The 15,219-nt window shown below is 63.4% G+C and carries 11 protein-coding genes and 1 tRNA gene; 5 read left to right on the top strand and 7 right to left on the bottom strand.

The genetic code is table 11. The features are described from left to right. The first annotated feature begins 77 nt into the window (after positions 1 to 77). The 3 genes from PARACOCCUSGL_RS0103920 to PARACOCCUSGL_RS0103910 are packed head-to-tail and all read left to right on the top strand — an operon-like array spanning position 78 to position 2,862. Positions 78 to 995 carry a carbohydrate ABC transporter permease gene (locus PARACOCCUSGL_RS0103920; protein WP_010393266.1) on the top strand — a complete coding sequence of 306 codons (918 nt, stop codon included), beginning with the start codon at positions 78 to 80 and terminating at the stop codon, positions 993 to 995. Between the two features lie 9 nt (positions 996 to 1,004). Next, complete coding sequence (locus PARACOCCUSGL_RS0103915; RefSeq protein ID WP_010393263.1) at positions 1,005 to 1,844, top strand: carbohydrate ABC transporter permease; 840 nt, start codon at positions 1,005 to 1,007, stop codon at positions 1,842 to 1,844. A gap of 25 nt (positions 1,845 to 1,869) precedes the next feature. Then, entirely contained in the window at positions 1,870 to 2,862 is a 993-nt protein-coding gene (locus tag PARACOCCUSGL_RS0103910) for an ABC transporter ATP-binding protein (protein ID WP_010393260.1), read from the top strand. Here PARACOCCUSGL_RS0103910 and PARACOCCUSGL_RS0103905 read toward each other — a convergent pair. Further along, on the bottom strand, positions 2,859 to 3,746 hold the full coding sequence (locus tag PARACOCCUSGL_RS0103905) for a cation diffusion facilitator family transporter (protein ID WP_010393258.1): 888 nt from the start codon (positions 3,744 to 3,746) through the stop codon (positions 2,859 to 2,861). The genes PARACOCCUSGL_RS0103910 and PARACOCCUSGL_RS0103905 overlap by 4 nt on opposite strands. A gap of 156 nt (positions 3,747 to 3,902) precedes the next feature. Between PARACOCCUSGL_RS0103905 and PARACOCCUSGL_RS0103900 the strand changes: the two genes are divergently transcribed. Then, on the top strand, positions 3,903 to 4,355 hold the full coding sequence (locus PARACOCCUSGL_RS0103900) for a hypothetical protein (RefSeq protein ID WP_010393257.1): 453 nt from the start codon (positions 3,903 to 3,905) through the stop codon (positions 4,353 to 4,355). Positions 4,356 to 4,408: 53 nt separating this feature from the next. Here the strand turns inward: PARACOCCUSGL_RS0103900 and gltB are convergent, their stop codons facing one another. The 6 genes from gltB to PARACOCCUSGL_RS0103870 form a co-directional block, all read right to left on the bottom strand. Beyond that, complete coding sequence (gene gltB / locus PARACOCCUSGL_RS0103895) at positions 4,409 to 8,944, bottom strand: glutamate synthase large subunit (protein WP_029371468.1); 4,536 nt, start codon at positions 8,942 to 8,944, stop codon at positions 4,409 to 4,411. 11 nt (positions 8,945 to 8,955) lie between these two features. Further along, on the bottom strand, positions 8,956 to 9,744 hold the full coding sequence (locus tag PARACOCCUSGL_RS0103890) for a hypothetical protein (RefSeq protein ID WP_010393252.1): 789 nt from the start codon (positions 9,742 to 9,744) through the stop codon (positions 8,956 to 8,958). Positions 9,745 to 9,755: 11 nt separating this feature from the next. Next, on the bottom strand, positions 9,756 to 11,249 hold the full coding sequence (locus tag PARACOCCUSGL_RS0103885; protein ID WP_010393251.1) for an NAD(P)-dependent oxidoreductase: 1,494 nt from the start codon (positions 11,247 to 11,249) through the stop codon (positions 9,756 to 9,758). 150 nt (positions 11,250 to 11,399) lie between these two features. Then, positions 11,400 to 12,206: an undecaprenyl-diphosphate phosphatase gene (locus PARACOCCUSGL_RS0103880; RefSeq protein WP_029371466.1), complete on the bottom strand. Its 807-nt coding sequence runs from the start codon at positions 12,204 to 12,206 to the stop codon at positions 11,400 to 11,402. Then, complete coding sequence (locus PARACOCCUSGL_RS0103875; protein ID WP_010393246.1) at positions 12,203 to 13,195, bottom strand: complex I NDUFA9 subunit family protein; 993 nt, start codon at positions 13,193 to 13,195, stop codon at positions 12,203 to 12,205. The genes PARACOCCUSGL_RS0103880 and PARACOCCUSGL_RS0103875 overlap by 4 nt, the downstream gene beginning before the upstream one ends. A 31-nt stretch (positions 13,196 to 13,226) precedes the next feature. Then, positions 13,227 to 14,825: a GMC oxidoreductase gene (locus PARACOCCUSGL_RS0103870; RefSeq protein ID WP_040601682.1), complete on the bottom strand. Its 1,599-nt coding sequence runs from the start codon at positions 14,823 to 14,825 to the stop codon at positions 13,227 to 13,229. 258 nt (positions 14,826 to 15,083) lie between these two features. Between PARACOCCUSGL_RS0103870 and PARACOCCUSGL_RS0103865 the strand changes: the two genes are divergently transcribed. Then, positions 15,084 to 15,168 (top strand) — tRNA-Leu (locus PARACOCCUSGL_RS0103865). Positions 15,169 to 15,219: the final 51 nt, after the last annotated feature.

Here is a 15,219-nt window from a genome sequence, read left to right as displayed (position 1 = left end):
CTGTCTGGCCCGGCACAAGGCGGGGGGCGAAACCCCCTGCACCCCCAAGGGTAGTTTCAACCGAGAAGGAGGGCGTCATGGCGCAGCGGAAAGCGTTTCGCTGGCATATCATGGTGTTTCTTGCACCTGCGGTGCTGGTCTATACCGCGATCATGATCGTTCCGCTGTTCGGGACGCTGAACCTGTCGCTGTTCAACACGACAGAAGAGGGGCGCGTCTTTGTCGGCCTGAAGAACTTTGCGACGCTGTTTGGCGATCCGCGCTGGTCTGAACGCTTTTGGAACGCCCTTGGCAACAACGCCTGGTTCTTTCTTGTCCATATGCTGGTCCAGAACCCGGTCGGGGTGGCGCTGGCGGCGCTGCTGTCCTCACCACGGTTACGCGGGGCCGCCTTTTACCGCACCGCGATCTTTATTCCGACCATTCTGTCGTTCGTCATCGTCGGCTTTGTGTGGAAACTGATCCTGTCGCCGATCTGGGGCATCGCCCCCGGCATGCTGGATGCCGTCGGGCTGAAGGGGCTGTTTGCGCCCTGGCTTGGCCGCGAAGGCTCGGCGCTGACGACGCTGGCGCTGATCTCGGTCTGGCAGTTCGTCGGCATTCCCATGATGCTGATCTATGCGGCGCTGCTGTCGATCCCCGACGAGGTGATCGAGGCGGCCGAGATGGACGGCGTCACCGGCTGGTCGCAGTTCTGGAAAATCAAGCTGCCGCTGATCCTGCCCTCGATCGGTATCATTTCGATCCTGACCTTTGTCGGCAACTTCAACGCTTTTGACCTGATCTATGTGACGCAGGGCGCACTGGCGGGGCCGAATTTCTCGACCGATATCCTTGGAACCTTCCTTTATCGGACGTTCTTTGGCTTCCAGCTCCAAATCGGCGACCCGCATATGGGCGCGACAATCGCCACCGCCATGTTCGGGATCATCCTGCTGGGCGTCAGCCTGTATCTCTTCACCGTCCACCGTCGGCTGCGCCGCTATCAGTTCTGAGGGGAAAGCATGAGCCAGGCCCGCAACTCAACTGCCCGCAGCCTTGCCGCACATGCGGTGCTGATCCTCTATACGGCGATCGCGCTGTTCCCGGTCTTTGTCGTGGTCGTGAACAGTTTCAAGAACCGGCGCGCGATCTTTGCCGATCCGCTGGCGGTGCCGACAGCCGACACATTCGACCTGATCGGTTATCGTACGGTGCTGGCGCAGGGGGATTTCTTTCTCTACTTCCAGAACTCGCTGATCGTGACGGTGGCAAGCCTGTTCTTTGTCCTGCTGTTCGGCGCCATGGCAGCCTTTGCGCTGTCGGAATACCGTTTTCGCGGCAATACGCTGACGGGACTTTACCTTGCGCTTGGGATCATGATCCCGATCCGGCTGGGAACGGTCGCCATCCTGCAAATGATGGTGGCATCCGGGCTGGTCAATACGCTGACTGCCCTGGTGCTGGTCTATACCGCGCAAGGCCTGCCCCTAGCCGTATTCATCCTGTCCGAATTCATGCGCGGCGTTTCGGATGATCTCAAGAACGCCGGACGTATCGACGGTCTGTCGGAATACACGATCTTTTTCCGGCTGGTCCTGCCGCTGGTCCGGCCCGCCATGGCGACCGTCGCCGTCTTTACCATGATCCCGATCTGGAATGACCTGTGGTTCCCGCTGATCCTTGCCCCAAGCGAGGCGACCAAGACCATCACGCTGGGCAGCCAGGTCTTTATCGGCCAGTTCGTCACAAACTGGAATGCGGTGCTGGCGGCGCTAAGCCTCGCGATCCTGCCGGTGCTGGTGCTTTACCTCATCTTCTCGCGCCAGCTGATCCGCGGCATCACCGCCGGCGCCGTCAAATGATCCGTCCCGCAGTAAGGAGACCCTGATGGGAGCCCTGACCCTTAGCCAAGTTACCAAGTCCTTCGGCGCCACCCAGGTCATCAGGGGCGTGGACCTCAATGTCGAGAATGGCGAGTTCTGCGTCTTTGTCGGTCCCTCGGGCTGCGGCAAGTCCACGCTCTTGCGCATGATCGCGGGGCTTGAGGATGTGACCTCGGGCGATGTCACCATCCATGGCGCGCGCGTCAACGATCTGGCCCCGGCCAGGCGCGAAATCGCGATGGTGTTCCAAAGCTATGCGCTTTACCCGCATCTGACCGTGCGCGACAACATGGGGCTGGCGCTGAAACAGGCCGGTACCCCGCGGGTCCAGATCGAACAGGCGACCGAGAAAGCCGCCGAGATGCTGGACCTTTCGCATCTGCTTGAGCGCCGCCCGGCCGAGCTTTCTGGCGGTCAGCGCCAGCGCGTCGCCATCGGCCGCGCCATCGTGCGGCGGCCCAAGCTGTTTCTCTTTGACGAGCCGCTGTCGAACCTTGATGCGGCGCTGCGCGTGCAGACCCGGATCGAGATTGCGCGCCTGCATCGCGAACTGGGCGCGACGATGATCTATGTCACCCATGACCAGGTCGAGGCGATGACGCTGGCCGACAAGATCGTCGTTCTGCGCGGTGGCGTGGTCGAGCAGGTGGGCCGTCCGATGGATCTTTACAACGATCCCGACAACACCTTCGTCGCCGGGTTCATCGGCAGCCCGCAGATGAACTTTCTCAAGGCTGGCAAGCTGGGGCTGCGCTCGGACACGCTGGGCATCCGCCCCGAACATCTTGAGCCGGGCAGCGGCCAGATCAGCGGCCGCGTCAGCCATGTCGAGAAGCTGGGCGGCGAGACGCTGGTCTATGTCGCCACCGAAGATCATGGTTTGCTGACCGTGCGCCAGTTCGGCGAACAGGATTATGCCGTGGATGAAGAGGTGGGGCTAAGCTTTGATCCGAACCGTGCCTTCCACTTTGACGCAGAAGGCAAGCGCCTGCGCTAGATGACCACAACGCCCGAGTGCTTGGCCTTGTGTTCGGGTTCGACATGGATCGTGATAAGCGCACCGGGCAGTTTTTGCTTCAGCGCCTGTTCGATCCGGTCACAGATGTCATGGGCGGCATCGACAGTGGTGCCCCCTTCGACCACCAGATGAAAATCGATAAAGGTGCGCGGCCCGGCGTGGCGGGTGCGCAGGTCATGTGCCTCGATCGCGCCGGTGGCGGTGTCCGAGATGGTGGCGCGGATATCGGCCAAAGTATCCTCGGACACGGCTTCGTCCATCAGGCCCGACAGCGACGAAGCCATTACCTTCCAGCCCGACCACAGGATATTCAGCGCAACCAATGCGGCAAGCGCCGGGTCAAGCACCGCCCAGCCGGTTATAACGGCCAGCCCAACCCCGGCGATGACCCCGATTGATGAGATCACATCGGACAGAAGGTGGTGACCGTCGGCGACCAGTGCCGGGGATTTCAGCTTTCGGCCCCGGCTGATCAGCACCCAGCACCACAGCCCGTTCAGGATGCTGGCCGTGCCGTTCACCAGCAACCCCTCCAGCGGGGCGTCCAGCATGCGCGGGTTCTGAAAGCCGTGCCATGCCTCGCGCAGGATCAGCAATGCGGCGACGATGATCATCACCCCCTCCAGCACGGCGCTGAAGAACTCGGCCTTGTGGTGGCCATAGGGGTGGCCGCGGTCGGCGGGCTTGGCCGCGATCCGGATCGCGATCAGTGCCGCGACGGCAGTCGCCACGTTCACCGTGCTTTCCAGCGCGTCCGACAGCAGCGCGACCGAACCGGTCATCCACCAGGCCAGCGCCTTCAGCGCCAGCACCACGATGCCGGTCAGGATGCTGCCAAGGGCGATTTTTTCGGTCGCGGACATGGGCGCGCTTCCTTTTCCGATTCCGTCGCCCGGCGGCTTTTACCCCTGATTGCAGGTGAGGCCAACCGCAACCGGCCCGAAAGGGGATGTATGGCTGGCTTGCAGAACCGTCGCGGTCTTGCTGTAAAACCACCACGTTCAGATGAGGGACATCCCATGCAGATCAGCACAACGCCCGAAATGTGGGTGGTGCAGCGCGAGCGGCGGCTGCGCATCCCCGAGATCGCCAATGCCGCCGCCGAGCTTGCCCCCGAGATCGGGCAGCAGATCAAAGACGCCGGCCTTGAGGTTGCGGGGCCGTGGATATTCATTGCGCAGAACTTGCCCAAGGATGGCGAGACCGAATTTGACTGGCGCATCTGCCGTCCGGTCGCCGCATCGGGCAGCGCCGTTGCCGGGCTGCACCACCTGCCGCCCGTACCTGTCGCCTCTGCCCTGCACGAAGGGCCGCTGGCGGCGCTGTTTTCTGACGGCTATGCGCCGCTTTTGGCCAAGATCGCTGCTGCGGGGCGCGCGCTTACCGGCGAAAGCCGCGAAATCTATCACGACTGGACCGGACCCGGGGCCGAGCGGCAAAAGATCGAGATCCAGTTCGGTCTGACACAGTAGCCCCACGTTACGGGGGATGTGAAACGGGGGCCCCGCAGGCCCCCGTATTCGTTTCATTCCGCCGGGATCGCTGACAGATCCTCGACCGGGGCAATGGGATGCTTCAGATGGGGCAGCATCTCTTTGGGGCAGACCTGCAGGAAATTCCGCCGCTCTTCTTCCCAGTTTTGCAGGATCTCGTCGGCACGGCGCGAGCCCGTCTCTTTCACGTGCATCTCGATCAGGCCCTTGAGCTCGGCTTCCCAATGGGGCTGGGTAACCGGGCAGAGCACCAGCGTTTCGGGGTTGATGTAATCGCGTGCGATGCCCTCGGGGTCATAGAGATAGGCCATGCCCCCGGTCATGCCGGCGCCAAAGTTCGCGCCGATGCGGCCAAGGATCACTGCAACGCCCCCGGTCATGTATTCGCAACCGTTCGAGCCACAGCCCTCGATCACCACCGTGGCGCCCGAGTTGCGGACGCCAAAGCGTTCGCCCGCCCGGCCAGCCGCGAAAAGATAGCCGGCGGTCGCGCCATAAAGCACGGTGTTGCCGATGATCGTGTTTTCATGGGCGACCAGCGGGCTGCCCATGGGCGGACGTACGACGATGATGCCGCCCGATAGCCCCTTGCCGACGTAGTCGTTGGCATCGCCCGAGACCTCGATCTTCAGCCCCGGCGCGGCAAAGGCGCCGAGGGACTGGCCCGCGCTGCCGGTCAGCCGGACCGTCAGGTGGTCGGGCTGCAGCTTGTTGCGCATACCAAAGGTCTGCACGATCATCGACGAGGTCCGGGTCCCGACCGTCCGCTGGGTGTTCCGGATCGCATAGCTCAGCTGCATCTTCTCACCATCCGAGAAGAAGCGGCCAGCATCGCGGATGATCTCGGCATCCAGCGTGTCGGGCACGGCGTTGCGCGGCTTGGAGCGGTCATAGACGATCTTTTCCGAGCCATCGACGGTGATCAGCAGCGGGTTAAGGTCAAGGTCGTCCAGCGATTTGTCACCCCGGCTGACCTGGGTCAGCAGATCGGCGCGGCCAATGACCTCGTCCAGTGAGCGGGCACCGATGCTGGCGAGGATCTCGCGCACCTCGGTGGCGTAGAAGGTGATCAGGTTCACCACCTTGTCGGCCGAGCCGTTGAACATGGCCCGCAGCTTTTCGTCCTGCGTGCAGACGCCCACCGGGCAGGTGTTCGACTGACACTGACGGACCATGATGCAGCCCATGGCGATCAGGGCGGCGGTGCCGATCCCGTATTCCTCGGCCCCCATCATCGCTGCCATGACGATGTCGCGCCCGGTACGCAGGCCACCGTCGGTGCGCAGCGTCACCCGGTCGCGCAGGCGGTTCATCGCCAGCACCTGATGCGCCTCGGTCAGACCCATCTCCCACGGCAGGCCCGCGAATTTGATCGAGGTCGCGGGGCTGGCGCCCGTGCCGCCGTTATGGCCCGAAATCAGGATGATATCGGCCTTGGCCTTGGCAACGCCCGCCGCGATGGTGCCGACACCGGACGAGGCGACCAGCTTTACCGTGATCTTGGCACGTGGGTTGATCTGCTTGAGGTCATAGATCAGCTGCGCCAGATCCTCGATCGAGTAGATGTCGTGATGCGGCGGTGGGCTGATCAGCGTCACGCCTTTGGTCGAGTGGCGCAGCCGGGCGATCAGCTCGGTCACCTTCATGCCGGGCAGCTGGCCGCCTTCGCCGGGCTTGGCGCCCTGTGCGACCTTGATCTCAAGCTCTTCACAGGCGTTCAGGTATTCGGCGGTGACGCCGAAACGGCCCGAGGCGACCTGCTTGATCTTGGCACAGGGGTTGTCGCCGTTCGGCAGCGGATGGCTGTGGGCCGGATCCTCGCCGCCCTCGCCCGAGTCGGACTTGGCGCCGATGCGGTTCATGGCGATGTTCAGGGTCATATGCGCCTCGGGCGACAGGGCGCCCAAAGACATGCCCGGCGTCACAAAGCGCTTGCGGATCGAGGTGATCGATTCAACCTCTTCGATCGGCACCGGCTTACCCAGCGGTTTGATATCCAGAAGGTCACGGATATGGATCGGCGGGTTCGCCCGCATGGTGGCGGTGAACTGCTTCCAGATATCATAGGACGCTTTCTCGCAGGCCAGCTGCAACAGCCGCATGGTGTTGGCTTCCCACGCGTGCTTTTCGCCCGAACGACGCGCCTTGTAAAAGCCGCCCACCGGCAGCAGATCGACAAGCGGCGCGCCAAAGCCCTTGGCATGAGCCTCTTCCAGCTTGGCCTGAAGCCCGTGCAGACCGATCCCCGAGATGCGCGACTGCATGCCGGGGAAATATTCCGCGACCATCGCACGGCTCAGCCCCACGGCCTCAAAGTTCAGGCCGCCGCGATAAGAGCTGAGGACCGAAATCCCCATCTTGGCCATGATCTTCAGCAGGCCGGCGTTGATCGCCTCGCGGTAGCGGGTCATGACGTCGATCAGGTTGCCTTCCAGCAGGCCGCGCCCGATCCGGTCGGCCAGCGTGTCCTGGGCCAGATAGGGGTTCACTGTGGTCGCGCCGCAGCCGATCAGCACCGCAAAGTCATGCGGGTCCACGCATTCCGAGGACCGGACGTTCAGCGAACAGAAGGTCCGCAGCCCCTTGCTGGTCAGCCAGCTGTGCACGGCGCTGGTCGCAAGGATCGTCGGTACGCCGACGCGGCTGGCCGAGATACCTTCGTCGGTCAGGATGATGTGACCGTGACCCGAGCGGACGGCATCCTCGGCCTCGGCGCGGATGCGGGCCAGCGCATCGGCCAGCGCGTCCTGCCCGCCATTGACCGGGAAGGTACAGTCGATCTGCGTTGCCTGATCCTGGAACATGCGGGTCAGCTCTTCGAACTCGCCATTGGCGAGGAAGGGGCTTTCCAGCATGGTGATCTCGGCATGGGTCGAGCTTTCCTCAAGCACGTTCTTGAGGTTGCCGAACCGCGTGCGCAGGCTCATCACCCGGCTTTCCCGCAGCGAGTCGATCGGCGGGTTGGTCACCTGGCTGAAGTTCTGGCGGAAATAATGCGACAGCGGCCGGAACTGGCGCGACAGCACCGCAGGTGGCGTGTCGTCACCCATCGAGGCAAGCGCCTCTTTGGCGTCCTCGGCCATCGGCACCAGCACCTGTTCGATCAGCTCGATGTTGTAGCCAACGGCGATCTGGCGACGGCGCAGGTCTTCATCTTCGTGCAGGGCGGTTTCGGGCAGTGTCGCCATCAGCTCGGACGGCTGGACGACTTTTTCCACCCAGTCGCCAAAGGGCTGGCTGGCGGCCAGATGGTCCTTGATCTCGCGGTCGTGGTAAAGCTTGCCCTCGGCCATATCGACGGCGATCATCTGACCCGGACCAAGCGCGCCCTTTTCGCGCACAGTGGTTTCATTGACCGGGACCATGCCAGCCTCTGACCCCGCGATCAGCAGGTTATCGGCGGTCACGACATAGCGCAGCGGCCGCAGCCCGTTACGGTCCAGACCGCCGCAGACCCAGCGCCCGTCGGTCATGGCCAGCGCCGCGGGACCGTCCCATGGCTCCATGATCGAGTTGCAATAGGCGTACATATCCGCCCATGCCTTGGGCATGTCGGTCGTTGCTTTGGACCAGGCCTCGGGGACAAGGATGGTCTTGGTCATCGGCGCATTGCGGCCCGAACGGACCAGCACCTCGAACACCGCATCAAGCGCCGCCGAGTCCGAAGAGCCGCCGGGGATGATCGGCTTGATATCCTCGGCCATGTCGCCAAAGGTGCGGCTGGCCATGCGGATTTCATGGCTGCGCATCCAGTTGGCGTTGCCTTTCAGCGTGTTGATTTCGCCGTTATGGGCCAACATGCGGAAGGGCTGGGCCAGCCACCATTGCGGGAAGGTGTTGGTCGAATACCGCTGGTGATAGATCGCAAAGGCGCTTTCGAACCGCTCATCCTTGAGGTCGGGATAGAACTCGGCCACCTGCTCGGCCAGCATCATGCCTTTGTAGATGATGCTGCGGCACGACAGCGTGCAGATATACATGCCCGCGATCTGAGCCGCCACTGCCGCTTTCTCGATCCGGCGGCGGATGATGTACAGTTCGCGCTCGAACTGCTCGTGGTCGATGTCCTTTTCGCAGCGGATCAGGATCTGTTCGATCTCGGGGCGGGTGGCGTTGGCCTTTTCCCCCAGAACCGAGGTGTTCACCGGCACATGCCGCCAGCCATAGATGTAATGGCCCATGCGCAGCACCTCGGATTCCACGATGGTCCGGCAGCGTTCTTGTGCGGCGAAATCGGTGCGTGGCAGAAAGACCTGGCCGACGGCGATCAGCTTGTCATTGTCGGGCTCATGCCCCGTGCGGCGCACCTGATCGTAAAAGAAGGGCACCGGGATCTGCACATGGATGCCCGCGCCATCGCCGGTCTTGCCATCCGCGTCCACCGCGCCGCGATGCCAGATTGCCTTCAGCGCATTGATGCCGCTTTCGACGACCTTGCGGCTGGCCTTGCCGTCGATGCTGACCACCAGCCCGACGCCGCAGGACGAATGTTCATCCTCGGCACGGTAGAGGGAGTGTTCCGCCATCCAGTCGCGGCGGGCCTGTTCCTGCTGTTCCCAGCTCGTCATGTCACAGTCCTTCACGTCCGTGCCTCCTTCAAAAGCTGCCTCAGGATGTCGGCCCCCTCGCCGCCCACCATCTGCAGGTCGCAATCATATTCCGGTGTGGTCGAACCAAAGCCGGGGTGCCCCGGGAACGCGAAGGTTACCGGACTGTCGTTGGTCTGCTGCACTGCGCCGGTCCAGTCCTCCGAGGTCTCAACACCCCCGTAGAACCGCCCTTGCGTGCGGCTGATGAATTGCTGGCCACGGCGCCGGATCAGCACCTGCCCGGATTCGCTGTAGGTGGTCAGCTCGAACCGGGTGACATCCAGCGCCATGCCGTCGATCTGCACCTTTTCGCCCGTCAGCTCGTCCTGACCGACGTGGTGCAGCCGCTCGCCGCTGTTTGAGCGGGTCCAGAAGTCGAAATCGTCCTGGCCGCTGCGCAAAAGCGTGCTGAACGAGGCATGATCCTCGGCCTCGTCCTCAAGCACATCGGTCAGGCCGGTACGCAGGTCGGTGCTTTCCATCCAGCGCGTCTCGCGGTCGATGCGCGACTGAAAGGTCGCCCCTTCCTGGGTGAAATAGGTCACGCGCTGGTCGCCTGGCGCGTCCGAGTCGCAACGATAATGCTGCGAGACGGTACAGCCGCGGTTTTGCACCGTGACCTCAAGCTTGCAGCCCGAAGGCGGGGTGAAATTCGCCGCCGCCGCCGGTCCTGCGGGCAGCAACAGCCAGATCGCCATACCTGCCGCCAGCGCCATGGCGCCGGCCGGCCGGATGGGGCAGGAGTGCTGCGCCTGTGTCCTGAAGGAATATATCCGCATGGTCCGCCCCCTTATTCCGCAGCGACCCGGGCAGCGCCCGAGAGATAGCTGACGATGCTGTCGGCGGCCTCGCGCCCGTCGCGGATTGCCCAGACGACCAGTGAGGCGCCGCGTACGATATCGCCCACGGCAAAGACGCCGGGCAAGCTGGTCTGATGGGTCTGGTAATCGGCCTTGATCGTGCCCCAGCGCGTCACCTCAAGCCCGTCCACGCCCCAAAGACGCGGCAGCTCCTCGGGCTCAAAGCCCAGGGCCTTGATGACCAGTTCGGCGGGTTCGTCGTAATCGGCACCCTCGATCAGTTCGGGACTTTGCCGGCCCGAGACATCGGGCGCGCCCAGCCGCATCCGCTGCACGCGAACGGCGCTGATGGTCGGAACCTCGCCCGTGTCGTCAACATCGCGTTCCTGCGCAACCATCGCCTCGCCCGTGACATGGCCGGAGAAGGCGCCGGGGGCCGAAAGCCAGACGAATTCGACGCCTTCCTCTTCGGCGTTCTGCACTTCGCGCTGGCTGCCGGGCATATTGGCCCGGTCGCGGCGATAGAGGCATTTCACCGATTGCGCGCCCTGACGGATGGCGGTGCGCACGCAATCCATGGCGGTGTCGCCGCCGCCGATAACGATGACGCGCTTGCCCTTGGCGTTCAGCTCTCCGTCCTCGTAATCGGGGATCTCGTCACCCAGATCGACCCGGTTCGAGGCGGTCAGATAGTCCAGCGCCCGCACCACGCCCCGCGCGGCGGCATTGTCGATGTCCAGATCGCGGGTCTTGTAAACGCCGGTCGCGATCAGCACCGCGTCATGTTTGCCGCGGATCGCGTCAAAGCTGATATCGGTGCCCACATCGACGTTCAGAACGAATTCGACCCCGCCTTCGGCCAGTTGCCGGGTGCGACGCTCGACCACGTGCTTTTCCAGCTTAAAGCCGGGGATGCCATAGATCAGCAGCCCGCCGGCGCGGTCGTGGCGGTCATAGACCGTGACCTGAAAGCCCATGCGGCGCAGGCGGTCCGCTGCGGCAAGGCCACCCGGGCCGGCGCCAATGATGCCGATCGACTCCGAACGCTCCTGAGCCGGGGTGATCGGTGCGACCCAGCCCTCTTCCCATGCGGTGTCGGTGATGTATTTCTCGATCGCGCCGATGGTGACGGTGCCATGGCCCGATTGTTCGATGACGCAATTGCCTTCGCACAGCCGGTCCTGCGGGCAGATGCGGCCGCAGATTTCGGGGAAGGTGTTCGTCTCCTGGCTGCGCAGGTACGCTTCCCGGGTGCGCCCCTCGGCGGTCAGGCGCAGCCAGTCCGGGATGTTGTTGTGCAGCGGGCAGTGGCTTTGGCAATAAGGCACGCCGCATTGGCTGCACCGGCTGGACTGCTCCTTGGCCTTGGCATCGGCGAATTCGCGATAGATTTCGTGGAAATCTCCCGAGCGGGATGCCGCGTCACGTTTTTCGGGCATCTCGCGCCCAATGGTGACGAATTTAAGCATCTTCTGCGTGGCCATGGCTGCGCGTCCTTGGATGGCGAGGGAATTCCCCGCCTGATACGGCAGCCTGCAGTCAAATAAAAGTCAGCAATACTGACTCATTTAACGATTTTCCGGTCTGAGCGCGATTTTTTATCGCTGAGCGGCAGGAAAATAGGTCAACATTGCTTACCATCCAGCCTGTAAAGCCAGTAAAACCACGACTCCGACCACGATTCGCCACCAGGCAAAGAAGCCATAGCCATGGGCCGAGACATAATTCAGCAGCCCGCGGACCACGACGATGGCGGCCAGAAAGGCGCAAACAAAGCCGATGACGATGTTTCCGGTCGCAGCGGCGTCCAGAACATCGCGGTTTTTGTAGAGGTCAAAGACAAAGGCGCCCAGCATCGTCGGCATGGACAGGAAAAAGCTGAACTCGGCCGCAGAGCGTTTGTCCGCCCCCAGGAGCAGCGCCCCGACGATGGTCGCGCCCGAACGTGAGACGCCGGGGATCATCGCCAGGCACTGGATAAAGCCGATCTTTAGCGCCATTGGCAGCGGAAAATCTTCGGCTGCGAAATAGCGCGGGCGCGAGGCCAGCCGGTCCACGAACAACAGCACCACGCCCCCGACGATCAGCATCGTGGCGATAAGGGCTGGGGTCTCGAACAGGATCTCCTTGATGATCTTGTGGGTCAGGACCCCGATCACCGCGGCGGGCAGGAACGCCAGCAGCACCGCAAGGATAAAGCGGCGTGCCTGCGGGTCATGCGGGGCGGCAGAGAAAATCCGCCACAACCGCCCGGCATAGACGCCAAGGATGGCAAGAATCGCGCCCAGCTGGATCAGCACTTCGAATGCGCGGCCGGGCGAATCAAAGCCCAGAAAATGTCCGGCAAGCAGGACATGACCAGTCGAGGACACGGGAATGAACTCGGTCAGCCCTTCCAGCAGACCGAGTGCGGCAGCGACAAGAGTGTTATGATCCATCAGCTGTTGCGCAGGTTTTTCGCCGAGGCCGTGATCGCCTCATATTGGCCGGTCGGGCGGAAGCGCCAAAGATAGCCCTCGATGATCGGGGGCGCGGCGGTCGGTTCGATGCCCAGATCGGCAAAAGTCCTGACCTTGCCCGAGACACGGTTCGGCTGACGCAGCTGCCGCGCCTGATCGCGGGTCAGCACCCGGTTTGTCAGCAACCCGCCGCTGACGACCTGCACGGTGTCCAGCGCAAAGCCCATCAGTCCGGCCAGCCAATGCGGCACGCCGATGATTGCGCGGCGGCGTGCAGTGGCGGTCAGCACCTGCCGGGCGACATCTCGCATGGTCAGAACATCGGGGCCGCCAAGTTCATAGATGCCCGATCCGGCCTCGCCCGAGGCGGCCATGACGGCGGCGCGGGCCACGTCCAGAACATGGACCGGCTGTACCTCGGTCCGCGCGCCCGGCACGAACAGAAACGGCCCCAGACGGGTCAGCGAGGCGATGCGGTTATAAAAGCGGTCATCGGTCCCAAAGATGATCGAGGGGCGCAGGATCACCGCATCGGGGCGATGGGTCAGCACCTCGGCTTCACCCCGGCCTTTCGAGGCTGCGTAATTGCTGGCGGCGTCGGGATCGGCGCCCAGGGCCGAGACATGGACGAAATGTTTCACCCCGGTCTCGGCAGCGATGCGGGCGACACGGCCCGCCGCCTCTTCGTGAATGGTGTCGAACGTGTTCTTGCCCTCGCGGACCATAATGCCGACGCAGTTGATCACCGCATCCGCATCCGCCATGCAGGCGGCGACGGACATGTCGTCGCGGACGTTGCAGGGTACGGGTTCGACCTGACCGGGGGCACCATAGGTGCGGACGACTCCGGCTTCATAGGGGCGGCGGACGGCGACACGGATGCGCCAGCCCTCGGCGGCCATGATCCGGGCGATCTGCCGGCCCAGGAATCCAGAGCCGCCATAGATGGTGACAAGCTTGGCTGTGGACATGCGTCGCTCCCTTCGTGGCGTGCCTGCCCGTTCAATAGCCAAGCCTGTCGCCAGCGGCAAGCCGTGGCCGCAGCCCTGCGACGATAGCGTCCGCGACCCGCAGCGCATTTGCCGCGATGGTCAGGCTGGGATTGACCCCGTTCGAGGTCGGCATGAATGACGAATCGCTGACATAAAGGTTGTCTATCCCGTGCACGCGGCAATCACGGTCCAGCACGCTGGTCGCCGGATTGTCGCCAAATCGCAGTGTCCCGCAGGGATGGGCAAAGTTAAGCTGGGGCGTCGTGCCCATGAACATCGCGCGATGTGGGCGAAATGCGGCCCGCATCGCCTTGCGGAATGCGGCCCGTCGCGCCCGCAGCTCGTCCGAGATGTCATAGCGAAAGCGCAGGCGGTCGGGGTCCTGCGGATCAGGCAGCACGCGGTTATGCGCATAAGGCAGGTCCTCAAGGACGCCGACAAACAGCTTGGCGCGTCCCAGAATCCGCGCTGCGATCATCGCGGGCAGGCGCAACCCGTGGCGCAACGCACGCAACCGGCGCAGCGCCGACTGGTCGAAACGTCCGTTCAGCGCATGTAAAATCTCGCCATATCCGGCAGTAAGGCCCATGGATTGCACCGTGCCAAAGCGCTGACCATCCATGAAATAGAGGTCGCGTATGCTGACCGAGCGAGCCTCTCCGTTTTCGTCGCGGCCAGGAGCGGCCCAGATGGCGATGATCTCGCTAAGGTGAAACATCAGGTTACAGCCGACCTTGCCGTTACCATTGCCAAGCCCTTGCGGCCAAATCTCGCTGCCCGAGCGCAGCAGAAGTGACGGTGAGCCAAGCCCCCCCGCTGCTAACACATAGGTTCGCGCCCGCAGGGTGAATTCCTGTCCGTCCCGGCGGCAAACCAGCCCTTGGACGTTGTGGTGACCGGCCTTGATCCGCATGACGGTGCAACGGTCGATCAGCGTGGCGCGACCAGTCTCGATCGCCGGCAGAACCCCTGCGGTACGGCCATCCATCTTGCAGCGACGCGGACAACGGCGGCCAAAGCAGCATTCGCATCCCGGCAGAAAGCGCGCTGCCATATGGGTGCGATAGGGGTGCATTCCGGCGCGATTCAGCGCCTCGATCAGCGCCGCGTCCGACGGTGGCAGCGGCAGGCCCGGTGGCAGCAGGTCGGATTTCTCTTGCGCAAGGGGATCGCTTTCGCCGCTGACGTGAAAATATTTTTCGGCCAGAGCGAACCAGGGCAGCATCTCGTCATAACTGACGGGCCAGCCACCGGTTGGGTGGGGCAGCGCCTGGGAGGAATCGAGATCGTGCCGCTCGGGGCGTTCCAGCGTCGCGGCGTAATAGGCCGAGGTGCCGCCGACCCCGGCGCCGATCATGCCGTCAAGTTCGCACCAGTTGCCGTCAAGCTGCGCCTCAAGCAACCGCGGCCACGCTCCGTTTGCCAGACGTTTTTCGGGATCATGAGTGTCGATGCCAAGTGCTGGCAGGGGGGCATCGCCCAGATCGGGGCCCTTTTCGACGAACAGCACCGACAAGCCCGCTTCTGCCAGATGGCGGCCTGCGGTGCCTCCGCCGATTCCCGTGCCGATCACGATGACATCCCATTCTTGGCGCGTCAGTTCGTCCATGAAAGTTCCATCAGGCGGCGGAGATCGCGGGCCATGCCCCTTGGTCGAGGTTTTGTAGCCTCGTGCGATTTGCCTCAGCAAGCTGGCCGAATGGACAGGATTTCCGGCTGTCCCTGCGCGATTTCGCAGCTGCAGCATGACCTGCGCAGCATCCGCATCACGGGCGGGGCGAAAAAAGATGATGGCAGTGCGAAGATTCTTCGTCACCCCCGTTGACACCTCCCGCGGCTGGCCTTAATCACCCGGCTCACGCGACCTGCCCAGGTGGCGGAATTGGTAGACGCGCACGGTTCAGGTCCGTGTGCCGCAAGGCGTGGAGGTTCGAGTCCTCTCCTGGGCACCATAACAAAAGCCGCGCAAGCCTTTGGGTTTGCGCGGCTTTTGCGTTTCAGGC

Origin of the sequence: Paracoccus sp. TRP (genome assembly GCF_000185925.1) — a bacterium.
In the GTDB taxonomy this organism is placed as follows: Bacteria; Pseudomonadota; Alphaproteobacteria; order Rhodobacterales; family Rhodobacteraceae; genus Paracoccus; species Paracoccus kondratievae.
This window is presented reverse-complemented; position numbering and strand designations above follow the sequence as displayed.